This window comes from Thermococcus cleftensis, from assembly GCF_000265525.1.
Taxonomy (GTDB): Archaea; Methanobacteriota_B; Thermococci; order Thermococcales; family Thermococcaceae; genus Thermococcus; species Thermococcus cleftensis.
Genome location: NC_018015.1, coordinates 1253730 through 1278055 on the forward strand (window position 1 = coordinate 1253730; position 24326 = coordinate 1278055).

At 57.0% G+C, this 24326-nt stretch carries 21 protein-coding genes; 9 read left to right on the forward strand and 12 right to left on the reverse strand.

Annotation, left to right across the window (positions count from 1 at the left end; translation table 11 throughout):
• Positions 1–27: 27 nt before the first annotated feature.
• The gene (locus tag CL1_RS06735; RefSeq protein ID WP_014789132.1) at positions 28–483 is read left to right on the forward strand and encodes an alanyl-tRNA editing protein; all 456 of its coding nucleotides are present in this window, start codon (positions 28–30) and stop codon (positions 481–483) included.
• On the opposite strand, the gene CL1_RS06740 is transcribed toward CL1_RS06735, so the two are convergent.
• Genes CL1_RS06740 through CL1_RS06765 form a run of 6 tightly spaced genes read right to left on the reverse strand, consistent with a single transcriptional unit; the run spans position 480 to position 5926 of the window.
• A complete protein-coding gene (locus tag CL1_RS06740) occupies positions 480–1271 on the reverse strand; it encodes a DODA-type extradiol aromatic ring-opening family dioxygenase (RefSeq protein ID WP_014789133.1) in 792 nt (263 codons plus the stop codon). The two genes, CL1_RS06735 and CL1_RS06740, sit on opposite strands and share 4 nt — an antisense overlap.
• A 5-nt stretch (positions 1272–1276) precedes the next feature.
• Positions 1277–2407: a threonine synthase gene (thrC, locus tag CL1_RS06745; protein ID WP_014789134.1), complete on the reverse strand. Its 1131-nt coding sequence runs from the start codon at positions 2405–2407 to the stop codon at positions 1277–1279.
• Position 2408: 1 nt separating this feature from the next.
• Entirely contained in the window at positions 2409–3506 is a 1098-nt protein-coding gene (locus CL1_RS06750) for an eCIS core domain-containing protein (protein ID WP_014789135.1), read from the reverse strand.
• Positions 3507–3544: 38 nt separating this feature from the next.
• Positions 3545–4147: an archaeal proteasome endopeptidase complex subunit beta gene (psmB, locus tag CL1_RS06755; RefSeq protein ID WP_014789136.1), complete on the reverse strand. Its 603-nt coding sequence runs from the start codon at positions 4145–4147 to the stop codon at positions 3545–3547.
• A 46-nt stretch (positions 4148–4193) separates the two neighbouring features.
• Positions 4194–4913, reverse strand: a complete 720-nt coding sequence (locus CL1_RS06760; RefSeq protein WP_014789137.1) for an ABC transporter ATP-binding protein — start codon at positions 4911–4913, stop codon at positions 4194–4196.
• A complete protein-coding gene (locus CL1_RS06765; RefSeq protein WP_014789138.1) occupies positions 4910–5926 on the reverse strand; it encodes a FecCD family ABC transporter permease in 1017 nt (338 codons plus the stop codon). Before CL1_RS06765 ends, CL1_RS06760 begins: the two co-directional genes overlap by 4 nt.
• A gap of 96 nt (positions 5927–6022) precedes the next feature.
• Here CL1_RS06765 and CL1_RS06770 point away from each other — a divergent pair, with 96 nt between their 5' ends.
• The 4 genes from CL1_RS06770 to endA all read left to right on the forward strand — a co-directional run bounded on the left by CL1_RS06770 (position 6023) and on the right by endA (position 10803).
• Positions 6023–7951: a hypothetical protein gene (locus CL1_RS06770; protein WP_014789139.1), complete on the forward strand. Its 1929-nt coding sequence runs from the start codon at positions 6023–6025 to the stop codon at positions 7949–7951.
• Positions 7952–8166: 215 nt separating this feature from the next.
• Complete coding sequence (locus CL1_RS06775) at positions 8167–9720, forward strand: Rossmann-fold NAD(P)-binding domain-containing protein (protein WP_237266228.1); 1554 nt, start codon at positions 8167–8169, stop codon at positions 9718–9720.
• Positions 9721–9787: 67 nt separating this feature from the next.
• The gene (gene rimI / locus CL1_RS06780) at positions 9788–10291 is read left to right on the forward strand and encodes a ribosomal protein S18-alanine N-acetyltransferase (protein WP_014789141.1); all 504 of its coding nucleotides are present in this window, start codon (positions 9788–9790) and stop codon (positions 10289–10291) included.
• Entirely contained in the window at positions 10288–10803 is a 516-nt protein-coding gene (gene endA, locus CL1_RS06785; RefSeq protein ID WP_014789142.1) for a tRNA-intron lyase, read from the forward strand. Before rimI ends, endA begins: the two co-directional genes overlap by 4 nt.
• 21 nt (positions 10804–10824) lie before the next feature.
• On the opposite strand, the gene CL1_RS06790 is transcribed toward endA, so the two are convergent.
• Both CL1_RS06790 and CL1_RS06795 read right to left on the reverse strand, forming a co-directional pair.
• Positions 10825–12012: a glycine C-acetyltransferase gene (locus CL1_RS06790; protein ID WP_014789143.1), complete on the reverse strand. Its 1188-nt coding sequence runs from the start codon at positions 12010–12012 to the stop codon at positions 10825–10827.
• A gap of 55 nt (positions 12013–12067) precedes the next feature.
• Positions 12068–12526: a metal-dependent hydrolase gene (locus tag CL1_RS06795; protein WP_148267293.1), complete on the reverse strand. Its 459-nt coding sequence runs from the start codon at positions 12524–12526 to the stop codon at positions 12068–12070.
• 49 nt (positions 12527–12575) lie between these two features.
• On the opposite strand from CL1_RS06795, the gene CL1_RS06800 reads away from it, so the two are divergent.
• Positions 12576–16997 carry an LAGLIDADG family homing endonuclease gene (locus CL1_RS06800; protein ID WP_014789145.1) on the forward strand — a complete coding sequence of 1474 codons (4422 nt, stop codon included), beginning with the start codon at positions 12576–12578 and terminating at the stop codon, positions 16995–16997.
• Between the two features lie 5 nt (positions 16998–17002).
• Positions 17003–18499 carry a replication factor C large subunit gene (locus tag CL1_RS06805; protein ID WP_014789146.1) on the forward strand — a complete coding sequence of 499 codons (1497 nt, stop codon included), beginning with the start codon at positions 17003–17005 and terminating at the stop codon, positions 18497–18499.
• 12 nt (positions 18500–18511) lie between these two features.
• Here CL1_RS06805 and taw22 read toward each other — a convergent pair whose 3' ends face one another.
• The 3 genes from taw22 to moaA form a co-directional block, all read right to left on the reverse strand.
• On the reverse strand, positions 18512–19528 hold the full coding sequence (gene taw22, locus CL1_RS06810) for a tRNA (guanine(37)-N1)/4-demethylwyosine(37)-methyltransferase Taw22 (protein ID WP_014789147.1): 1017 nt from the start codon (positions 19526–19528) through the stop codon (positions 18512–18514).
• Positions 19500–20339 carry a DUF835 domain-containing protein gene (locus CL1_RS06815; RefSeq protein ID WP_014789148.1) on the reverse strand — a complete coding sequence of 280 codons (840 nt, stop codon included), beginning with the start codon at positions 20337–20339 and terminating at the stop codon, positions 19500–19502. The genes taw22 and CL1_RS06815 overlap by 29 nt, the downstream gene beginning before the upstream one ends.
• Before the next feature lie 81 nt (positions 20340–20420).
• Positions 20421–21347: a GTP 3',8-cyclase MoaA gene (moaA, locus tag CL1_RS06820; protein ID WP_014789149.1), complete on the reverse strand. Its 927-nt coding sequence runs from the start codon at positions 21345–21347 to the stop codon at positions 20421–20423.
• Positions 21348–21471: 124 nt separating this feature from the next.
• Here moaA and CL1_RS06825 point away from each other — a divergent pair, with 124 nt between their 5' ends.
• Positions 21472–22215, forward strand: coding sequence for a hypothetical protein (locus CL1_RS06825; protein WP_014789150.1), 744 nt, complete (start codon positions 21472–21474; stop codon positions 22213–22215).
• Positions 22181–23596 (forward strand): DUF402 domain-containing protein, encoded by a 1416-nt coding sequence (locus CL1_RS06830; RefSeq protein WP_014789151.1) that lies wholly within the window; start codon positions 22181–22183, stop codon positions 23594–23596. The genes CL1_RS06825 and CL1_RS06830 overlap by 35 nt, the downstream gene beginning before the upstream one ends.
• Positions 23597–23659: 63 nt before the next feature.
• Here CL1_RS06830 and radB read toward each other — a convergent pair whose 3' ends face one another.
• Positions 23660–24325, reverse strand: a complete 666-nt coding sequence (gene radB, locus CL1_RS06835) for a DNA repair and recombination protein RadB (protein WP_014789152.1) — start codon at positions 24323–24325, stop codon at positions 23660–23662.
• Position 24326 lies beyond the last annotated feature (1 nt).

Sequence of the window (24326 nt, forward strand, 5' to 3'; positions counted from 1 at the left end):
GCCCTCCGAGAATATGGAACGATGCCTATGTCATCGGTTGAGGTCAGGACTCACACGGCCCTGCACGTCGTTAAGGGGGCTGTCGTTAAGGTTCTCGGCGAGGGGGCGAAGTGGACGGCGAGCGTTTACGTTGACGGGAACCACGGGAGGCTGACGGTCAAGTTCGACAGGAAACCAACGCCTGAAGAAATCGCCGAGATAGAGCGCCTCGCCAACGGGAAGGTGAGGGAGAATGTTCCCATCGAGGTCTATGAGCTGCCCAGGGAGGAGGCTGAAAAGCGCTTCGGCGAGGACATGTACGACCTCTTTCCAATCCCGCCAGAAGTTAAAACGCTGAAGGTGGTCGTCATCGAGAACTGGAACGTGAACGCATGCAACAAGGAGCACACGAAAACCACTGGCGAGATAGGGGAGATAAAAATCAGGAAGGTTCGCTTCAGGAAGAGCAAGGAGTTGCTTGAGATAAGCTTTGATGTCCTTTAGTTCTTCCTCACCCACAGCGCCCCCGCCATGCCGAAGTAGGTAGGACATGCGTAGGCGGAGCTTTTCAGTTTGAATTCAGCCTTTCTCATCGCGCCGAGCATTATCAACATCTGCCAGTAGCTGTCCACCAAGGCGTTCCTCACGAGCTCCTCTGGAACGCTGGGGAGCTCATCGAGGCGGTTCTCTTTAATCAGCTCCATTACCAGCCTGTCGTACTCCTCGCTCTCCTTTCTGTGGCCGTAGGGTCCGTTCGGATCGTGGGCGTGTCCGTGGTCTGCGCTGACTATCAGCGCGACCCTCTTTTCTTCCCCCTCAACGACCTCCCCGAGGACCTCACCGAACTTTATGAGGGTCTCCCTCGACACTCCCCTTGTGGGGGTCATGAGAACCAGCGGTTTCCTCTCAAGGAACTGGAGCGGGATCAGCTCCCCCCAGCTCAGGGGCCATCTTGAATACTGTCCTTTGAGGGAGGCGAAGTTCAAATCAACGACCGGCATTCCTGCCTCTTTCTCCGCGCGGTAGATTTTTTTAGCTAACTCAACGTCGGTCTCCCATTTGCCGGGCAGCTCCTTCCCCTCGAAGCCGAGCCACGAAACCAGGTGTTCCGCCATTACAACCCCGAGGTGGTCGCTCATGCGGGCGTTGTGCGGGCTTATGAGGACGTAGGAATCGACGTCCTTGAACTCCTCGCCGATTCTCCTCAGAACCTCCGCCAGCTTCCTCGTTTCCCCGTCTGGAGGCTCAAGAACCGGGTTCCCGTGGGGCATCAGGCCTATTCCGACGAGCATTCCCATCACCTCAGACAGTCCTCAAGTCTTTCGAGGGGGCATTCCCTTACCTCCCCGGCCGGCGCGTTTCTCAGAGTTCTCAAACCCGAACCGGTGAGAATGGAGACGACCTTTGCCCCCTCCGGCAGGTCGAGCTTTCTCAAAGCGGCCACCCCTGTGGCGCTCGCGGGCTGGACGAAGAGGCCCTCGCGGGCGAGCTTTCTCTGTGCATCGAGGATTTCCCCGTCGCTCACCGAAACGCAGCCCCAGCCGAACTCCCGGAGGAGCTTCAGAACCGCGTTCCCGCTCGGCGGGTAGGGGTTGGCTATGGCCTTGGCTATCGTCTTCGGGTTGTCAAAGCGCTCTATTCTCTCTTTCCCTCCCTTGAATGCCCGGCATATTGGCGAGCAGCCCTCGGCCTGAACGGCGATTAGCTTCGGGAGTTCTTCAATGAGCCCGCTCTCGTGTAGCTCAATGAAGCCCTTTGCTATTCCTCGGAAAAGGCCCCCCGAGCTCGTTGGAATCAAAACGTAGTCCGGTGTCAGCTCTTCCGCTATCTCGAAGGCGATGCCTTTGTAGCCCTCTATCCTGAAGGGGTTGTCGGAGTTGATGAAATAAACGCCCAGCCTTTCCCCCAGCTTCAGGCTCTCGAAGTAGAGCTTTCCATAGTCACCGCGAACCCTGATGACGTCCCCGCCGTAGACGGAAACTGCTTTGAGCTTCTCGTCGCCCGCGCTCTCTGAGACGAGTATCTTCGCCTCCAATCCAAAGCGGGAGGCGTAGGCCGAGACGCTCGCCGCCATGTTGCCGGTTGATACCGTTCCGACCGCCCTGTAACCGGCCTTGAGGGCGTAGCCCATTGCTAAAAACGTCCCCCTGTCCTTGAAGCTCCAGGTCGGGTTCACCGTCTCGTTCTTGAGGTAGAGCCTTATTCCAAACTCCTCTCCGAGCTTCGACCTCACTAGCGGCGTGTCGCCCTCGCCGAGGGAAAGCTCAAGCTCTGGTTCGACCGGCCAGAAATCCCAGAAGCGTTCCCAAACGGTCTTTCCGATGTAAGGCTCCCCTGTGAAGGGCTCGAACTCCACGGGTTCGCCGCACTCGCACCTCTGAACCGGTTCGTCGTAGGTTTTCCCGCAGATCGGGCAGACGAGCTTCACGTCACTCCCTCCTTTCGGCTATCAGGAGAACGGAGCTTCCATCAATCCTTATCGTGTAGTTCGCGTAGGTGTTGCCCTCCGCGAGCCTGGAGAGGGTCTCCCCAAAGGTCTTTGAGGCGTTCTCGTTTGAGAACTCGACCTTCCAGAGGAGGACGTAGACCGTTCCATTGGTAGTTAGGACGAGGCGGTCCCCGAACCATGCACTAGAGACGTTCCATGCGCTCTCGTTGCCGAGCTTCGCCACGTCCCGCAGGAGGACGTAGACGTAGAACGCCCCCAGTCTATCGTCTCTCAGAACCTGAACGCCGGCGGGAACATCTAGCTGAACGCTTGCAGGCGTGAAGCCCTCCAGGTAGAGTTCGGGCTTCATCACCTCGAGCGCCGTTTCGGGGTAGCGCTCATAGGCCCTGTTCACGAGGCTCCAGTTGCCTTTCTCGTAGAGGTAACGGACGAACTTATCTCCGAAGACGTAGGGGAAGATGTTGATGTCTGTGAGGGCGTTCCCGCTCAGGGAGCGTATCTTGTGTATCGGAATCCCGTTCCTCTCGCAGTAGATGTCCGCGACGAGGTCGGCGTCGCCCTCTATCAGTGCCTTGGCCGCCAGGGAACCGTCGAAGGTATCCGAGCCGTACCTCGCGTCGAACCACTGCTTTTGAAGCACGTGGGTCAGCTCATGGGCCATCGCCCTCTTCGCCGTGTCGGGATCGCCGATGAAGTTCTCCTGTATAACGTATATCGTGTTGCCAGAGGTCGCGGCTATCCAGCCGGCGCTTCTCCCGGATTCCTCCTTGACGTACTGGTAGTCCGGTGGGAGGAGAAGCGTCATCTTGTAAACGAGCTCTTCCCGGTGCATTCTCTCGAGGTCAGCCTTCCCGGGCTTCCACATTCTGAGCGCCTCGTGCCGGGTTATGACGATTACCGTGGGCTTTTCCTTGAACATCAGCCCCCTTATCTCCTGGACCTGCTCGATTATCTCGCCTATCTGCTCCATAACCGCCTCAGAGCTGAATCGCCCTTCGAGTAGCGCGGCGGTGTAGAGGGAAGCCGCAAGAAGGCCGATGAGAACCGCCGAGAGAACCTTTCTTCCAGGCTCAGCCATGGTGGGAGATAGGAGGGGGAGTTAAAAAGGGCTTTGGTTCATTCCTTGAACTCAACGAACTCCTCCTTCATGCCGTCCTTCGTGATGACGACGACCTGAACCTTCCTGCTGCCGGTGTAGACGTCCCTCTTGCCGGCAGTCCTGACGGCCCTGATGGCGAGCTCCCTCGCCTCCTTGACGCTCATGTCCTTCTTGAAACCGTCCTCAAGGACGGCTATGGCGAAGGGACTGCCGGAGCCAGTCGCCGTGTAGTCGTCGAAGATTAACCCTCCCATCGGGTCGAGGTTGGCAAGGGTTGGCTCCTCGACGTAGCCCCCTATGATTATCTGGACGAGGTAGGGGAACCACTTGTTCTCGTTGAGTATGTTGCTGAGCAGGTTAGCCATCGCCTTGGTGCTCATGGGCCTGTTCCAGGTGAACTGGTAGTACCTCGCCTCCGCCTCGAGCATCCTCGCGAGGGCCTGCACGTCGCCGACGCTTCCCGCGGTGGTTATGGCGATTCTGTCGGTGATCGGGACTATCTTCCTGATGTTCAGCGTTTCGACCATGTGGTCGAGGGAAGCCTGCGTATCCGCGGCCAGAACGACACCGTCCCTGGCCTTTATTCCCACGGTGGTGGTGCCGGTTTTCTTCGTTTCCATTCTCTCACCCCTAACCCTTCTTCTCACGCCGGGTTTTAAACCTTTGCTAGACGCTGGCGAGAAGAACCCTGTGGCCGTCCACCTCCGCTATCCTTGCCTTCACACCGTAGACCTCTTCGATAATATCCGGCTCCAGCTCGCCCGGCTTCCCCTCCCAGTACTTTTCTCCTTCCTTCAGGAGGACCAGCCTGTCCGCGTAGCGGAGCGCTAAATTCAGATCGTGGAGAACGGCCACGATTATCTTCTCCTCCTTGAGGCCCTTCAGCAGCTCCATCACCATGAGGGCGTGGTTTATATCTAAGTGACTCGTCGGCTCGTCGAGGAGTATGGCTTTGCTCCCTTGAGCTAGGGCCCTCGCTATCAGCGCCAGCTGGTACTCGCCGCCGCTCAGGTTCGTTACCGGCTCCCTCCTGCGCCCCCAGAGGCCTACCCTTTTGAGCGCCCCCTTGACGTCGCCCCTCGTGACGTAGGCTCCCATCTCCACGAACTCCTCTATTGTGAAGGCAAACTCCGGAAAGGAACTCTGGGGGACGTAGGTTATAAGCCTCGCCCGCTCTGCTGGCTTCATGGCCATTAATTCCTTCTCCCCGAGCCTCACCTCGCCCCTCGGGTGGAGTATCCCGACGAGGCACTTGAGAAGTGTGCTCTTTCCGGCGCCGTTGGGTCCTATCACGACCATCAGCTCCCCAGTCCCGGCCTCTATCTCGACGCCCCTAAGAACCTCTCGCTCACCGTACGAGAAAGAAACCCTCGCCTTCAGCTTCATGAGTACAGCTCCCCCCTCTTGTGCTTCATTAGGAGGTAGAGAAAGAAGGGCGCGCCCATCAGGGCGGTGATTATGCCCACGGGGAGCTCCGCTGGCCTCGCGAGGATTCTCGCAAGGAGGTCTGCAACGACGAGGAGTGTCCCGCCGAAGAGCGCGCTCGCGGGGGTCAGCTCGCGGTGGTTTGGACCGAGGAGGAGGCGCATTATGTGGGGGCTGACTAGACCGATGAAGCCTATTATTCCAGCCGTTGAGACTGCGAAGGCCGTGAGAAGGGCTATGGCTACGATGAAAAGCTTTCTGTAGAGGTGCAGGTCAAGGCCGAGGGCTATGCTTTCCTCTCCGAGGAGGATAAGGTTCAGCTCGCGCCACTTCCAGACGAGGAAGCCAACACCGAGGAGTGCAACGATGAACATTTCACCCACGTCTCTCCAGCTCGACCCGTTGAATGTGCCCATGAGCCACATCCAGGTCACGTGGGCCCTCTCGCCCTGGCTGATGATGAGGTACCAGGTCACCGCTCCGGCCAGGAAGCCGTAGGCTATCCCCGCCAGCAGGAGCGTATCGACCGGCACCCTTCCATCGACCTTGGAGACGGTGTAGACTATGAACACCGAGAGCAGGGCCGAGGCCAGGGCCAGGCCGCCCATATGCTGGGGCGCGTAGATAGCCCCTAGCGCCGCACCTATGCCCGCCCCCGCGCTGACGCCGATTATGTACGGGTCAGCGAGAGGGTTCCTGAAGAGGGCCTGACTCGCCACGCCAGCGGAGGCCAGCGCGGTGCCCACTAGATAAGCCAGTAGAACCCTCGGGAGGCGGAGCTCCCAGATTATGACGAAGTACCTCGGCTTCTCGCCGGGAGAAATTCCTGGGAAGAAGGCGGACAGGGTCGATTTTATCCCGTAGGCTATGCCTGCCGTCACGTCCGAGGGGCTGAGGCTAACGGAGCCGACGTAGGTGCCCAGGAAGAGGGAAACCACTGAGAGCAGTGCCAGCCCTGGGAGCCACTTTCTCATGGAGTCGGATTATTTGTCCAGGCGTTTAAAGGTTTTGGGTGTTCCGGAGGGAAACGATAAATAGTTCCGGAGTGTAAGTTCCATGGGGTGGTTAAGATGCGGAGGATCCACGCGCTCTTCGTATCATTGCTGCTGCTGGCTTCTGTTTTGCCCGCCGCGGCTCCAGCCGTGGTGGTGACGGCCCCCAGACCTCCCCTGATCATCGTTGGCAATCCCCCCGCCGGACACTCCGTGGCGCCCTACACCGATTACACCGTCTATTTCCTCGTGGCCGATGACTACGGCGTCACCACAGGCTCGGGCAGGATAGCGGCCTACTACAGGATAAACGGCGGCGAGTGGAAGGAGGCTTACCTCAAGACCACCGCCGAGAACCCTGTGGTGGCATCTCTGAGGGCGAGGTTCTACGGGGAGAGCCAGAACTTCTACGTCTTCTACCGCAGGTTCACCATACCTGGCCTTCCTCCCGGGAGCAGGGTTGAGTTCCGCGTGGAGGCAACCGACGTTGAGGGGCACACCTCATACAGCCCGGTTTACACCTACTACGTCGTCAATCCCCAAAGCCCGAGGGTTCTCGTAGTGGATCCGTCGGTGGACGCGGTGGGCTTCCTTCCGTATCTCGACTCGATAGAGGGGCAGCTGAACGTTTCTCGGGATTACTACCACTACAACCTGTCCGACGTCGAGGCCGTGGCGGGGCCGCTGGGTAGGGTTAAGGGCGATCTCTTCACCGTCCACCGCTGGGAGCTCCTGGCTGGGGAATACAACATCAGCGTCGTTTCACCCAGCGAGCTGAGAAAAGCTCTCGAGGATTTCGAACCCCAGGTCGTGATACTCTCTAACCTGTGGCTCCCGGAGTGGGGACTGAGCGGAGAGGATATGAAGGCCCTCCACGATTACCTCCACCTCAACGGGGCGGGCCTCATCGTGACGTCCGGAACGCTCCTCGACTCCACGAACCCCCAGCACATAGGAACTCCCGGAAACATCAGCGTGGCTTCAATGCTCCGCATGGAGCCCCTCCAGCTTGCTCTGGCCGTTCGGAAGGCTCTCAACGTGAGCGACGTCCCGCTCATGGTGATGAACGTGAACACGGGCTATCCGCTGACCCTCTCCAGGAAGGGTCCCTTCGACGGCGGCCGCCTGGAGGTGAACGTTTCGACCACCGTTGGCTGGCAGTACTACCTCCCTGCCCAGGCCAGGGGAATCGCTGATAGGAGCGTGGAGCTGTTTATCCGGGAGAACGGAAGGGCTGTGCGCGAGATGGAGGAGGCGGTGGCCAACCTGACCGGTGCGAGGTTCAACTTCTCGATGACGTTCGCCATGGCGGGAGCACTCGCGAATATGGAGGTGGTAGACGGCGGAGTCCTCGTGACCTACGGTGGCCTCTCAGCCACACTTCCCCTAGAGGGAAAGCTCCTTGAAAGGGTGAGGCTTCTCCACGCTCTCCGGAAGCGCTATCCCGTAATCCTCGCCCGCACTGACGACTACAGTGCTGCCATACTGGCCAGCGACGGTGATTACCGCGCGGTTTACAGCTCCCTTGAGCTTGAAGCCGGTGGCGAGACGGAGTTTGGCATTCTGAGGGATCTGGTAGACTGGGCAATGAAGCCCTCTCCCCAGATGCCCGAGGTCGTCGTCCTCTCCAACGACATCGACTGGAACATAAAGGGTCGCCTCCTGGCCTCCCAGCTCCAGGCTCTCGGCTTCACCGTCACCAGGGTCACCGCGGAGGACATTGAGTCGCGCAGGGACGCGAAGGTCGTCCTTATCCTTGGGGGGCCTGACGCCTACGACGGGGTTGGAGACTACGTCAGGCAGGTGCTCAGCGCTGGGGAGCAGGAGGCCGTGAGAACCGGCAGGAGGGGAGTTTTCGCCAAGACGGACGTCTGGAGCGGTGGACAGGTGGTGATAGTGCTCGCCGGCAGGGACAGGTGGGGAACGGGAGAAAAGATAAAGGCCTACATGGAAGGGGTCGATTTCGGATACGCGGAGCTGCTTGCGGGGTTCGCGGCCCTGATCTGATCCCGCTTTTCTGTTTTCTTTAGCCCCGTGTGGTCTTTTGAACAAAAATCAGCCAGGAATCCGGTCATCATCTCGCCCTCAGTTTCGAGAGTGCTCATCACGCCGGGGTGGCCACCCCGGTTTGGGATTCTCCCCGGGCCTTAAAAGCTTTGATGGGCCAGTTTATAATTATCAAATCGAAAAGTTTTTATACTACAAGTTGTTTGCTCTCCTCGATGATGACAATGGAATGCAGAAAAGCTGTTGCGTTAATTCTCGGCCTCGTGATAATAGGGCCCTTCCTGTGGACAGTTTTCAGTACGCCGGTTGAGGCGAGCGACTATGCCGGAGTCAAAGTTGTTTACTACAAGAGTCCTCCGCTAAAAGAGCCGGTGGTTAGGGTAATACTGCAGGACAAGGGTCTTAAAACAGTGACGGTTATTGCAATGCTTCCAGATGGGACTCCATTGAGTTTAGGAGTTTATTCCGGAAGAAATGAAATTAAACTTGACTATAATAGACTTAAGGAGTATGCAGAAAACTGGGAACTGCAGTTGAGGGCTTCTGGCACGAATCCTTCTTGGGTAAGACCGGGAATAATTCTTCTTGGCACGAGCTATGAAGACGATGGGCTCTACTACTTCATCGGTGGGGTTCCACTGGATATCGGAAAATTCCGTGAAGGTAACACAGTAGAAATCCAAGTAAACAGGAGATTCCAAAAGTTGCTCTCTAGGGAACAACTCCAAAAACTTGAACTAAACGTTAGCTTCGATGCAACAAGTCAAGATGTTAGTGTGGAGAGCTTTCCTCCGGATTGGTTTTTAGAGGAGTGTTATTCTGATCCGTATTACCCATATTGCTATGTATGGGAGCTTGAGGAGGTTATTGATATTGAAAGAGACACTGAGATTCCTTTGGCAGTGGCGTATGTCCATGGGGACGTTAATGATATAGACGACATTGTTCTCAGAGAGCAGTTTGAATCTTCCACAAGCTATGGCATTGAAATAACCTTCTCTGCCGTCGCTGCGGTTGACAAAACGGGAACCGGTTCAAGTTACGAGGGCAGTGTTGTAGGAACGGTTTACACACTAGGGGGGGACAATATTTGGCTTTCGTATTCAGAATGGATACATAATGATGAAATTAGTAATCCCACCATAGTTGGGATCGGTATTAAAGGTGATGCTGCCATAACGAAATATCGTTTACACTTGGTTGGTGCGGTAGATGTAGAACTCGATCAAACTGCATATATTCTCATGGCCCAGCCAGTCGTAAATTATAATCAACTCCAGGCTGTTTCCTTGAAGGAGTATGGATATCCTTCTCCATATGGTGGCACATTATCAAGAATCATGTACTATACACAGAAATACTGGGAACCTGGAGGTACTGTAAATACAAACTACCTTGATGTGAACAACATTGTTGTTGCACACGATGTCTCAACTATTCCGCTACTTAGCGCTTCGGCGGCAGTTTTACCTGCTCTTTCACTGCCAGCGGATGTTGTTCTCTATCCTCTGCTGCTTTCAGTTGGAATTGGGCTAACTGAAGACCGTCAGGAATATGCCCTTGTTGGTATAACAGTCTTGCCTACTGACAAAGACAAGACATTCCAAGCTACTTTCTATCGCAGTTCGGTGAGATTTGACTATAACGGCCAGGGATACTACCTTGGTTCTATGTATGCGGACATATACGTGCCAGAATCATATTGGATTCCGATATGCGATCCTAATACTGGGATATGCATTGAGGCTACAGAGTATTCTGAAGAATGAGCTCTCTTTAATTTTCTTTATCTTTTTTAAGGCTAAACATTAAAAGCTCCGGGGCGTAGGTTATAACATGAGCGTCTCCTTCAGGCAGTTTGGGGGGAGGATCCCCCTGGCGATGGTGGCTATAAGGCCAGCAAAGCTCTTTGACATTCCCGACGTGGTGAGGATAGAGCGTGAGTCTTTCCGGGAGGAGTACCCCCGTGGCGTGTTCCTGGTTTTCCTCGAGAACAACCCGGACACTTTCCTGGTGGCCGAGTACAACGGAAAGGTGATAGGCTACGTTATGGGTTACCTCCGGCCAGATTTGGAGGGGCACATAATGAGCATAGCCGTTGATCCAGCTTACCGGGGTAACGGCATAGGCTCCGCCCTTCTCACCGAGGTCATCGAAAGGCTAATAAGCAAGGGCGCGCGCTACATCGGCCTGGAGGTTCGCGTGAGCAACGAAAAGGCCATAAGGCTCTACGAGCGCCTCGGCTTCAGGAAGATAAAGAGGATAATCGGCTACTATGCCGACGGCGAAGATGCTTACTACATGCTAATGCCCGCGGAGGAGTGGGGTGGGAGGAATTGAAGGAACCCATAGTCTTTCAGCTCAGTGGCGACAGGGTCTTCAGCGAGCGCGAGAAGGCGATAAACCAGTTCTACAACAAGCGCTATTTCGGGGAGGTCGTGAACGGAAAGCTCTTTCTCTCGCTCATAGAGGCCGCCTACCTGATGGAGAAAGGAAAGATAAGGGTCTTCGACGGTGACAGGGAACTCTCCTTCCGCGAGCTGGTTGAGCTCGGCAGGAAGCGCGACGACCAGTTCGACATAAAGCTCCTCGTTTACACCGACCTGCGCGACAGGGGCTACACGGTGAAGTCCGCCCTCAAGTTCGGCTCCCATTTCCGCGTTTACAGGCGGGGAATGGACGAGCACTCCCAGTGGCTGATATGGGTTGTCCCGGAGAACCTTCGCTTCAGTCCAAACGACATTACCGCCCGCGTCCGTGTCGCCCACGGCGTCAGGAAGAACATGGTGATGGCGGTCGTTGATGAGGACAACGACGTGGTGTACTACAAGATCGAGTGGGTGAAGTTCTAAAAGAAAATGATGGGGTGGGGTTCACTTCAAGAACCCGGTCTTCTTCCCGAGGTCTTCGAAGGCGTCGATGACGTACTGGAGGTCCTCCTTGCTGTGGCCGGCCGATGGCTCGAGCCTTATCCTCGCGGTTCCGAGCGGGACGGTCGGGTAAACTATCGCCTGCGCGAAGATGTTGTACTCCTCGTAGAGCCTCCTGCTGAACTCCTGGGCGAGCTTCTCGTCGTAGAGCATGACCGGCGTAATCGGGTGCTTGGTGTTGCCGAGGTCGTAGCCTAACTCGCGGAGCCCGTTCTGGAGGAAGTGGGTGTTGTCCCAGAGCTTTTTAACGAGCTCGTCGCTCCTCTGGAGTATCTCGACGGCCGCTATTGCAGCCGCTACATCGGGCGGGTTGGGCGCGCTGGAGAAGAGGAACGGTCTGGCCCTCTGGCGGAGGTAGTCTATGGCCTCCTCCGGGCCGGCGACGTAGCCGCCTATAACACCGAAGGCCTTGCTGAGCGTTCCCATCTCGAAGTCAACCCTGTCGTGGAGCTTGAAGTGGTCCACTATACCTCTCCCGTGCTCTCCGAGGACGCCCTCACCGTGCGCGTCGTCGATGTAGATTATCGCGTCGTACTGCTCCGCCAGCTCGGCCATCTCGGGGAGCGGGGCGAGGTCACCGTCCATCGAGAAGACACCGTCGCTGACGATGATTTTCTTCTTCTTGTCCTTGTTCTCCTTGAGGCGCTTCTCGAGGTCCTCCATGTCGATGTGCTTGTAGATCACCTTCGGCGCGCCGCTGAGGCGCATTCCGTCTATGATGCTCGCGTGGTTGAGCTCCTCGCTGATGAAAACCCCGTCCTCGCCCTTCCTGAGGAGTGCACTTATAGCTCCCAGGTTCGCGTTGTAACCGCTCTGGAGGAGTATGGCAGCTTCCCTCTTCTTGAACTTGGCCAGCTTCTCCTCCAGTTCAACGTGGAGCTCCATGGTGCCGGCTATGGTTCTGACGGCACCGGCACCGACGCCGTAGTCGAGGATTGCCCTTATCGCGGCGTAGCGGATCTCCGGGTGGGCCGCTAAGCCGAGGTAGTTGTTGGAGCACATGTTGAGAACCTTCTTCCCATCAACGACAACCCAGGGGCCCTGGGCGCTTTCAAGCTTCCTTATGGTCACGTAGAGCCCCTTGTCCTTGAGCTCCTGAAGCTCCTCCTTAATCCAGTCAAGCTTCCCCATGAGAACCACCGGTTGTAGTTGGACACCGGAGTATAAAAGTTTTGCAGTGAACCCGTTAGTGCAGTCTGATTATTGCCACGAGAAGTGCTAAAAGGGCCAGCGCAAAACTTCCGCCGATTTCCAGCCTGTAGTCGTGCCTCTTATCTGGATACTTTTCGATTAACTTTGCCTTTACCCTAAAATTTCTCGGCCCGATAACGGTAATCGACAACCCCCACCCCCTTCTGGAGAGCGGGTAGAATGGTGGGATAACGCCGGTGAAGAAGTCGAGGAAGAGGTGGCTCGCCCAGCCGAGGGCGAAGAGCAGGGGGAGGCCTTTGAGGAGGTAACCGGCCAGCAGGGCGGGCAGAAGCGCCAAGAGGGAATGGAAGTAGGAGCGGTGTTCTTCGGCCAGGGCGTCCAGGTCGGGAAAGACAGCACCGATGGTTAGGGCAACCAGCGCCCCGACTTTTGGCTCCGGAGCGAGTGCCAGATAAACCAAGCCCGGAATCGAGGCGTGCTCAAGCGGGTCCATGGCAAAGCCCTTAAACTCTTGGCTCTCATAAAGGTTTAGGTGGAAATCCATGTCGGCGGAGATTCAGGAGGTTAAGATCCTCGAGAAACCCTGGGTTGAGAAGTACCGGCCCCAGAGGCTCGACGACATCGTCGGTCAGGAGCACATAGTCAAGAGGCTCAAACACTACGCTAAAACCGGTTCCATGCCGCACCTTCTCTTCGCGGGCCCGCCCGGTGTCGGGAAGTGCCTCACGGGGGACGCGAAGGTCATCGCCAACGGCGAGCTGACGACGATCGGGGAGCTCGTTGAGAGGATCGGCAACGGCAGGTTCGGGCCAACCCCGGTTAAGGGCCTTAAGGTTCTTGGCATTGACGAGGACGGCAGGCTTAGGGAACTTCCCGTGGAGTACGTTTACAAGGATAAGACGAACGAGCTTGTCAGGATAAGGACGGGGCTCGGGAGGGAGCTCAAGGTAACGCCCTACCACCCCCTCCTCGTTAACAGAAAGAACGGCAGAATCGAGTGGGTGAAAGCGGAGGAGCTGGAACCTGGCGACAGGCTCGCCGTCCCGCGCTTCCTCCCCGCGGTTCTCGAGGAGGACCCGCTCGCCGAGTGGCTCGGATACTTCATAGGCGACGGTCACGCCGACGCGCAGAGCAACGTCATAACCTTCACGAACACGGACGCAAAGCTTAGAAAGCGCTTCATGGAGCTTACGGAGAGGCTCTTTCCAGATGCAAAAATCAGGGAGAGACTCCACAGAAACCGCGCGCCCGACGTCTACGTGAACTCGAAGATGGCCAAGGAGCTCGTCAAAGGCCTCGACCTCGCTGGCAGAAAGGCCGACAGAGTTTACATACCCCCCCGGGGGTGGAGGGGCCTACGCTCCTTCCTGAGGGCCTACTTCGACTGCGACGCCGGCGTTGAGAGGGGGGGTATAGTCCTCTCCACCGCCAGCAGGGAGATGGTGGAGCAGATTTCTTACGCCCTCGCCGGGCTGGGAATCACGGCCAAGGTCAAGGAAAGGCGCGTGAAGAAACGTCCCTACTACTACGTCGTCATATCCGGCTCGAACAACGTGTCGCGCTTCCTGGCTGAGGTTGGATTCTCGATTGAAGAGAAGAGAAGGAAAGCGGAGGCGCTCATAAGGAACCCCAACCCTAACGTCGGTTCCCTCTACGCTGACAGGGAGCTGATTTCCTACGTCAGGGACAGGCTCAAGCTGAGGTTCTCAGATGACAAAGCCCGCTGGAGCCCTGAGAAAGCCAGGAAAATATCCTGGGAGCTCATGAAGGAAATCTACTACCGCCTCGATGAGCTTGAGAATCTGGAGAAAGCCCTGTCGAGGAGCATTCTGATAGACTGGAACCAGGTCGAGGAGAGGAGAAAGGAGATAGCGGAGAAGACCGGGATAAGGGCTGATAGAATCCTCGAGTACGTGAGGGGCAAGAGGAAGCCGAGCCTGAGGAACTACCTGAAAATAGCAAAGGCACTCGGCATTGACCTTGAGGAGACGGTAGAGGCAATGCGCCTCTTTGCCAGGAAGTACTCCAGCTATGCGGAGATTGGAAGGCTCGTTGGGACGTGGAACTCAAGCGTCAGGATAATCCTCGAGGGCAACACGGAGAAGATAGAGACCCTTGAAGAGATCAGGAAGGCGGAGCTAGAACTCCTCAGGGGCATACTGAATGATGAGAAGCTCAAGAGGGGAGTGGCCTACCTGATCTTCCTCGCCCAGAACGAGCTCGTGTGGGACGAGATAGTTGAGATCGAGAGGCTCAGGGGAGATTTTGTGATCTACGACCTGCACGTTCCCGGCTACCACAACTTCATCGGTGGGAACCTCCCGACGGTTCTCCACAACACGACCGCCGCTCTGGCCCTCGCTCGCGAGCTCTTCGGCGAGAACTGGAGGCACAACTTTTTGGAACTGAACGCAAGCGATGAACGCGGGATAAACGTTATCCGAGAGAAGGTGAAAGAATTTGCAAGGACGAAGCCGGTCGCGGGGGCGAGCTTCAAGATAATCTTCCTCGACGAGGCAGACGCTTTGACCCAGGATGCCCAGCAGGCCCTGAGGAGAACGATGGAGATGTTCTCCAACAACGTCCGCTTTATCTTGAGCTGCGTTACCGGCGATACGAGGATATACACCCCCGACGAGAGGGAGGTCAGGATAAGGGACTTCCTGGGACACTTCGAGAGGGGGCTCCTGAGGGAGGTCAGCAACCGCGCCGGGAGGGACACGGTTATTGCCGCGGTTGCCTTCAACTCCAGGATTGTGGGCCACCCGGTCTTCAGGCTGACCCTTGAGAGCGGAAGGACGATAGAGGCAACCGGCGACCACATGTTCCTCACCCCTGAAGGCTGGGTTCAGACGTACGACCTCAAGGAGGGCTCGGAGGTTCTCGTCAGGCCAACGCTTGAGGGAACCCCCTACGAGGAGGACCCGAGGCCGATAATTGACCTGGGGGACTTTTACGCCTTCCTGGAGAAGATCGAGAGGGAGCACGGGCTCAAGCCCATCGGCGAGGCCAGAACCTTCCGGGAGCTGCTGACTCGGGAGAAGGAGAAAATCCTCGCGAGGGCACTGGAGCTCAAGGCGGAGATGGAGAACGGCCTCACGGCGAGGGAGGCGGAGGTACTTGAGCTGATACCCGGGGAGTGGATTTCGAGGGAGGAGCTCCAGCGGAAGACCGGCCTCTCCCGCGTGAGGATCAACCAGCTCCTGAAGTCCCTGGAGGAGAAGGGCTACGTCGAGAGGAGGATTTCGGGGAAGGCCCAGCTCGTCAGGAAGGTTCGTGAAGGAAGGCCCCTGAGGAACCCGATGGACGTGAAGAGGGCCCTTGAGGAGGAGTTCGGGATAAGGATAAGCTACACCACCGTCAGGAAGCTCCTGGCCGGCGAGGTCAGCGGAATGGCCTACGACATACTCCGCGAGGTCAGGGAGAAGTGGCTCGTCCGCTACGACGACGAGAGGGCCGGAATCCTCGCGAGGGTTCTTGGATTCCTGCTCGGGGACGGCCACCTGGCCAAGGGAGTAAGGGTGTGGTTCAACTCGGGCAGGGAAGAGCTTGAGATGCTCGCCGAAGACCTCCGGAAGCTCGGCCTTTCGCCCTCTGAGATAATCGAGCGCGAATCCGGCTCGGAAATCAACGGGAGGCCTGTTAAGGGCAGAATCCACATGCTTTACGTGGACAGCTCGGCCTTCCATGCCCTCATGCGCTACTGGGGTGTCGAGGCCGGCAACAAAACGCGCAGGGGCTACCGCGTGCCGGAGTGGATAAAGAAGGGCAACCTATTCGTCAAGAGGGAGTTCCTGCGCGGCCTCTTCGGCGCCGACGGGACAAGGCCGAGCGGAAGGCGCTACAACTTCAACGGGATAAAGCTTGAGATGCGCGCGACCCGCGAGAGCCTTGAGCTCACGACGGAGTTCTTCAACGACCTCTCCGAGCTGTTGAGGGAATTCGACGTCGAGTCCAGAGTCACGGTCTCGCCCGTGGGCGACAGGTTCATAGTCCGCCTCGTGGTTACTCCCAACGACGCCAACTACCTCCGCTTCCTCAGCAGGGTCGGCTACGCCTACGCCAAGGACAGCCACGCGAGGCTCGTTGGGGAGTACCTCAGGATCAAGCTCGCCTACAAGGAGATCGTCCTCCCGGAGCTGGCAGAGAAGGCCGTTGAGCTGGCAACGTCGTCCAACCCGACCAGCGCCGCCAGGCTTCTGGGCGTCAAGAGGGACTTCGTGGTCAGCAGGCTCAAGGGTAAAGAGATTGGCCTGACGAGGGACTTCATGACGTTCGAGGAATTCCTCCGGGAGAGAACCCTCGACGGCTACGTGGTCGAGAAGGTAATCCGGAAGGAAAACCTTGGGTACCTCGACGTCTACGACGTCACCTGCGCGAGGGACCACAGCTTCATCTCAAACGGCCTCATCAGCCACAACTGCAACTACTCCTCAAAGATCATCGAACCCATACAGTCGAGATGCGCCATCTTCCGCTTCAGGCCGCTGAGCGACGAGGACATAGCGAAGCGCATAAGGTACATAGCCGAGAACGAGGGACTGGAGCTTACCGAGGACGGCCTGCAGGCCATACTGTACGTCGCAGAGGGGGACCTCAGGAGGGCGATAAACGTCCTGCAGGCGGCAGCGGCCCTCGACAGGAAGATAACCGATGAGAACGTCTTCCTCGTGGCAAGCAGGGCGAGACCAGAGGACGTCCGCGAGATGATGCAGCTCGCTCTGGAGGGCAACTTCCTGAAGGCGAGGGAGAAGCTCAGGGAGATACTCCTCAAACAGGGCCTCAGCGGCGAGGACGTGCTGATTCAGATGCACAAGGAAGTGTTCAACCTGCCGATTCCGGAGGACAGGAAGGTCGCCCTGGCCGACAAGATAGGCGAGTACAACTTCCGCCTCGTTGAAGGGGCGAACGAGATGATACAGCTTGAGGCTTTACTCGCGCAGTTCACGATTATGGGCAAGTGATGGCCATGCAGGAAGTGCCCTGGGTTGAGAAGTACCGGCCGAGGAAGCTCAGCGAGATAGTGAACCAGGAGAAGGCCATAGAGCAGGTGAGGGCCTGGGTGGAGGCCTGGCTCCACGGCAACCCGCCGAAGAAGAAGGCGCTGATCTTGGCAGGTCCACCGGGAGTGGGCAAGACGACGACGGTTTACGCTTTAGCAAATGAGTACGGCTTCGAGGTCATCGAGCTGAACGCGAGCGACGAGAGAACCTTTGAGAAGATAGAGCGCTACGTCCAGGCAGCTTACACGCTCGACATCCTCGGGAAGAGGAGGAAACTGATATTCCTCGATGAAGCTGACAACATCGAGCCGAGCGGGGCGAGGGAGATAGCGAAGCTCATCGACAGGGCCAGGAACCCGATAATAATGAGCGCCAACCACTACTGGGAGGTGCCGAGGGAGATAAGGAACAAGGCGCAGATAGTCGAGTACAAGCGCCTAACGCAGAGGGACATCATCAAAGCTTTGATCCGGATTCTCAAGCGCGAGGGCAAGACCGTCCCGAAGGAAATTCTATACGAGATAGCCAAGCGCGCCAGCGGCGATTTGAGGGCGGCCATAAACGACCTCCAGACGGTGGTTACCGGCGGAACTGAGGACGCGAAGGAAGTTTTAGCCTACCGCGACGTGGAGAAGAGCGTCTTCCAGGCGCTGGCGCAGATATTCGCCACGGACAACGCGAAGAAGGCCAAGATGGCCACTCTCGGCGTGGATATGTTCCCCCACGAGCTCCTCCAGTGGATAGACGAGAACGTCCCCTACGTCTACTACAGGCCGGAGGACATTGCTCGCGCCTACGAGGCCCTCAGCAGGGCCGACATATACCTCGGCAGGGCACAGAGGACAGGGAACTACTCGCTATGGAAGTACGCCACCGACATGATGACCGCTGGAGTTGCCGTCGCGGGGGTTAAGAAGAAGGGCTTCGTGAGGATTTACCCGCCGAAGACGATAAAGCTCCTCACCGAGAGCAAGGCGGAGCGCTCGCTGAGGGATTCGATAGTCAAGAAGGTCATGAGCGAGATGCACATGGCGAGGCCAGAAGCCCTGGAGACGCTCCACTACCTCAGGGTAATCTTCGAGAACAACCCCGATTTGGCGGCGCACTTCACCGTCTTCCTCGACCTGAGCGAGAAAGAGGTCGAGTTCCTGGCGGGGGATTCAGAGAAGGCCAGGACGATTTGGGGCAAGGCGATGAACATCGAGAAGAAGCTCAAGGAGCGGGGCAGGCTGGAGGAGAGCGTCCGCGAGGGCCTCGCGAGGGCGAAGGAAGAGGCCAAAGAGTCCCCCACTGCTGAGGAGCAAGAGACCGGGGAAGTTGCCAAACCCGAGACGGCTGAAGGGGAACTCACGGAGGAAGAACTGGAAGAGGCCGAGAAAGAAATCGAGCCCCTCGGCAGGAAGAAGCCCGAAAAGAAGAAGGGCAAGCAGGCGACGCTGTTTGACTTCCTCGGGAAGAAGTGAAGGAACTGCTCTTTATCCTTCTTTTAATTCGATATCGGCGCACACCTTGAAAACGTACGGCTTGAAGTCGCTCACCTTCTTCACCCTCACCGAGCAGTCCCTTCCGAGCTTTGCGCACTCCTCAAGGATTCTTCTTCGGAAGGCGTCGAGCTCACTCTCATGCACGAAGTCGTAGTAGTGGAGCCACCTCTTGGCTTTGTCCAGCGTTAGGGCGAGGGCATCAACGCCCCTCGGCGTCGGGCTTACCACGCGGTCATACTTTGGTAACTCGGGGAGAACCTTGAAGGCATCGCCGTGTATGAACTCTATCTCGCCCCTCAGCCTCTTCCTGTTCCGCTCGATGTTCTCAAGGCCGAGCTCGTAGGCTTCTCTGTTCAGCTCCACCGCCGTTATCTTGGCCTTTCTATAGCGCGCTATGACGAGCGCATAGGGCAGAACCCCTGCAAAGGGAATCAGAATCCTCTCGCCGTCGCGGACGAGCTGGGCCAGGCGGTAGCGCTCGCCCTTCATCCTCGGGTTGAAGAAAACCCTGGAGAGGTCAACCTTAATCTCGACGCCGTTCTCCCTGTGGACTGTTTCGAGCCTGTTCTCGCCCCAGATTATCGAGTAGTCCCTTATCCTAAACGCTCCCTCGTGGAAACCCTTCCTGGCAATGACTTTCAGGAACGGGTGAACCTTCCTCAGCCCCCAGACGATGTCATCAACGCGGTGCTCCAGTTCGGGAGGAATCTGGATTATCGCTATGTCGCCTATCACATCGTAGCGCCTTAGGTGTTTCAGCTCCTCCGCGCTCAGCCTTTCAGCTAAGACACTCTCAAGGTTCCTGTAAATCTGCCTCTCCGGCCTGAGGGGAAGCTCCACCGGGAGAACCTCGTAGCCGAGCGAGTGAGCCCTCTCGTCCTCGATGACCGGTAGGAGGACAAAGTCACCCTCCCTCCTTGGCCTCCTCTTCCCGTCGTAGAGGTTCAGCTTTTTCAGCTTCCGTTTCGCGTACTCTGCTTCAGTCCTTGCTACCTTTACCGCCGGCATTATCATCTTCTCCCGATTTTTCACTTCCTGTGAGCCTCTCGAGGTCCTCCCTCCGTACGGTTCCGAAGAACGCCTTCTCTGAGAGAATATCCTCGATCTCCCTGAAATCTGGCCTTTTAAATTCTCTCGCCAGCACTGCAAACCTCTTTGAACCCAGGAGCTCTGGTGAAGCCATAACTATCATATATGCCCCTGCGGCAAGGGCGTAGTCCCGCAGGGTGAAGAGGAACTTAGCTATCGCTCTGAAGTCGGAGTAGAACATAAGGTACTCGATACCCTCCACGTAAACCGCCCCTCCGGGGTGTTCCCTCATGAACCTTACTGCCTCTTCCCTTAGAACGTGGAGACTGCTTGGACTGACCGCCAGGGGATGTCGCACGTTGCTGAGCCAGAGGAACACGTTGGGCTGGAATCCGAAGGTCGAAATCCATTCCTCGCGGGGTCTCCTGCTTATGACCATCAAAGGCACCTTCTTGAGGTGGAGTATTTTCAGCACCATCTCCGCCTCGTCCTCGTTTTCCACTAGGAAAACACTGGACTTTCCTATCCCAACTCCTGGCATCGGGAGTATCCGGGGGGTTCCCCTGAAAAGCTCCCTCATCGCGAGCAGGGATATGGTAACAAAGGCCGCCAGTGCAACGATTTCAGGGGCCCTTGGGGGGATGCTCCCAAGGAACGCGCCGAGTGTCAGGGCAATGCCTGCCAGCGTGAAGAGGGTGAAGACTACCGACAGCTCAAGAGAGTACTCTACCTTTTGGGATTCGTCTCGGAGGTGAAGAAGCCATATCCTGACGAGCAGGTACCCTGACACCCCTGCCAGCAGGAGTCCCTCAACGAAAGTTACCGCATCGATGGCCCCCCACCATTCTCCATTGATCGGAGGGGTATTAAACTATTTCCAGTACGGCTCCCTCATCTGGACAACCTCTCGGAAGATGCCCACGAGCTCGGCATCGCTCGCGCCGCTTCTCAGTGCCGAGGCGAAGTCCACCAGGTCGTTCTTCCTCAGAAGGCAGGTCTTGAACTTGCCGTCCGAGGTAACCCTCAGGCGCGTGCAGTTGGCGCAGAAGACGGTGTTGTGCATCGCCCTGACCACCTCAACCTCCGCAATGCCATAGTCCGTGGGGACGAAGTATTTCTTCCGCCTGTGCATTCTCCTCTCCCTTACCTCAACTGCCCTCTTTTCCAGCTCTCTCTCCACTGGCTTGAGGGGATAGAAGTACTTCCTGAAGAAGCCCGTATGGGTCATCTCCCTCGGCGCTTCCAGCTCGATGAGCTGGAGAATTGCTCCGGTCTTTGCCGCGAAGTCGATCATTTCCCATATCTCGGCGTCGTTTAAGCCCCTCATCACGGTCATGTTGAGCTTAACCGGGCTGAGATACTTGACGGCCTCTTCAATGCCCTCCAAAACGGTATCGAGCATATCGACGCCGGTGATTTTTCTGTAAACGTCCGGCCTTAGACTGTGAAGTGAGACGTTCACCCTGTCGAGGCCGGCCTCGGCCAGTGGCTTGGCGAGCTCCTTTAAGCGACTCCCGTTGGTGGTCATGCTTAGATCCTTCACATAGGGCTTTATCCTCTTCACTATCTCGATTATGTCACTCCTAACGGTTGGCTCCCCGCCCGTGAGCTTTACCTTCATTATTCCCAGCCTGGAGGCTATCCTGACGAGCCTCTCTATTTCAGCGGGCGTCAGCTCGAGTCTCGCGTTGAAGTGCTGCCCCTCGCGGTGACAGAAGAAGCACCGGAAGTTGCAGTCCTGGGTGAGGGAGATGCGCAGGTTCGTTACTGGCCGGCCGAAGCGGTCGTAGAGGGTCATTCAACCACCGCACTGATTAGATTGAAGGGCTTAAAAAAAGGTTTTGGGTAAGTGGTTTCGTTTAACAGTTCTAATCGAAAACTACAAGTACGTGGAGGGGCAAGTTAAGAGCAGGGGGTTTTCCATGAACATAGAGGAAATTAAGGCCCAGCTTTCCCGCCTGGAGTCTCTCCACTCCGCTTTTGAGGCCAGATTTCCGGCGCTCTACAGTGAGAAAGACAGAGAGTCCCTTCTGGAAACCATCAAGGCCCTTCACGCCGTATCAAGGGAGAAGCTCGAGGTATCCTCCTCCCTCTACCGAGAGATGAGCGGAATTGGAAGCCACGCTGAGGCCCAGGCCAAGGAGCTTTACCGGAACGAGCACCAAATGAAGTTCAGGCTTGAGGAACTGCTCTCCCTTCTGTCCAGGGACGACTACGACGCCCGCATGAAGCTTGAGACCACCATGGAGCGTCTCGTCCAGTTCCATAGAGTCTACGACTACGCGGTCAGAAAGGCCCTCGGTGAGCTGATGGGTGAGGTCGAGGGAATGGCTCTTCTGGCGGAAGGCGAAAAGGAGAAAAAGGTACCTGCTGGTATAATGGAAGAGCTTAGAAAAATCAAGACGCTTGAGGCCGAACTCGATACTCTCAAGCGGTTCCTCCTCAGGCTTTACCTTCACCCAGGGGACGTGCACAAGGTCGAGGAGGCCCTGAGGGACTGGCACTCCAGGGGCCTGCTCTGGGTCGAGGCGAGAAACGTGGAGAAGTTGAGCGGCGTCGAGAACGCCGGCGAGATACTGGAGGGTCTGGCGCTCATAGGAGTGGTGGAAAAGAAGATGAGGGGTGGTGAAGGTGTCTACAGACACAGGAGTTACAGTTCGGGTTAGGGGCATATACAGCACTGCCCTCACCAAGCTGTTCCTCGACAGGGGCTTCGGAATTTCCCAGCCGAGCAACAAGATCGTTGAGAGGCTTGGGCTTGAGAAGACCTACGACGAGTTCGACGTCGATGTTTACGACAAGAAGGATCACCACGGGGTCGTGCTCGTTGGCACGAAGGTCGATGCCGTCAAGGAGGTTCTCGAGGAGGAGTTCATAGACGTCTTCTTCAGAAAGCTCCCCTACCAGCTCTACGGCATATACAAGGGCATAGTCGTCCAGAGAGATGAAAGGTACGTTTACGTGGACATAGGGAGCGCGATAGGTACGATTCCCGTTAAGGACATTCCCCGTGCGAGGGAAGGTGATGAACTCCTCGTCCAGGTCAAGAAGCACAACGTTCTCCCCCAGCTGAGCGTCACGCTCACAATTCCCGGTGACTACGCCGTGCTGATTCCCAAGCCCGTTGGTGCTCAGAGACATGTCAAGATATCCCGCAAGATAAGGGAGCAGAGCGAGCGCGAGAGGCTCCGCATTCTCGGCCTGAGCGTCGATCTGGGTGAGTGGGGGATACTCTGGAGAACCGCCGCCGCCTACAAGGACTGGAACCTCCTCAGAGACGAGATAATAAAGCTCTCCAAGCTGGCCGACAGCCTCAAGAAGGCAGACTCCCACGACGCCCCCGCGCTCATCATTGAGGGAAGAAACATCTACGAGGTCGAGTTCGGCGGCGGGGCGAAGAAGAAGCTCGACGAGATACGGAACAGGGTCGTTCCGACCGTTGATGGCCATCACCAGCTCAAGGCGTACGATTTGGAGCTCGGCTTTGCCGTCGAGATAGCGGAGGGGATACTTTCCAGGGTTCCTGGACAGAGGGAGAAGGTTAAGCAGGGGCTCTGGGAGGCCCTAGTTGAGAACAAGGGACCGAGGAGGGGCTGGCTCTTCAGCCTGGAGCATTACAAGCCGGACGGTCAGAGGATAAAGATAGGCCCCGGTGAGGTTCAGGAGGTGTCAATGGAGCCGCTCAAGGTCACGGTAAAGAGGCACCTCAAGCCCGGCAAGTTCTACGACGGCCTCGACCTGCCCATAGAGTTCGGCGACTACGTGATAACCGAGATAGAGGCTGGAAAGTGGTGGTTCGTGCACCGCTACTACGACCGCGACGGCAACCTGAAGGGCGAGTACTACAACATCAACACGCCGGTCGAGATATACCCGGACAGGGCCCGTTACGTGGACCTCGAGGTGGACATAGTCAGGTGGCCCGACGGCAAGAAGGAGATAATCGACAAGGAGAAGTTAGCTGAACACTACGAGGAGGGCGTAATAAGCGAGAAGCTCTACCGGGCGGTGCTGAGAATAGTCCAGGAGGTTTACGAGCGGATTTGAGCCGTTTCTTTTTTCAAACTCTCCAAATATTGCCAAATCGTAATACCGGTTGAGTAATATCCCTCAGTCCCCGACGTCCTCTATTCCCTTCTCGGTAATCCTGAAGTAGACCATTCCACCTTCCGGCCGGAGACGGTGCCTTTCGAGTATGGCAAGCCTTAAGCCAGGCTTTGGTAGTTTGTCGAGCCTCAGAATATCCTTCGTCCTGTAGTTGAGGGTGTGCTCGGCCACGGGCTTCATCTGCCCTCTCCTGCTGTCGAAGTGGACCTGGTTGATGACGATGACGGGGACGTCGTTCTTCCTTGCTATCCAGAGGAGAACCTGGAGTTGCTTCCCGAGTTCTGAGCTCAGGCCTTTCCTGCTTTCCTCCACTCTGTAGTGTGCGGTTATTGAGTCTACAACCACGAGGGAGAAGTTTCTATCCACGACCTTCTTCAGGCTCCCTATCGTCCTGCGCTGCTCCTTGAAGTCGAGGGGCGTGAAGAGAATGAAGCGCTGAAGGGCCTCCTCCGGCTCGAACCCCCTAGCTTTAGCCATCTGGCTCAACCTCTCGGGGGAGAAACCCCCTTCCGTGTCCACGTACGCGACCTTTCCCCCGCTCAGGAGGCCTATCTGGAGGGCCAGAGTCGTCTTCCCCGTGGCGAAGTCTCCGTAAATCTGGGTGAGAACCCCGGGAGCGATGCCCCCGCCCAGGAGCTCGTCCAGTGATTTTACCCCGGTTGAGAGCATC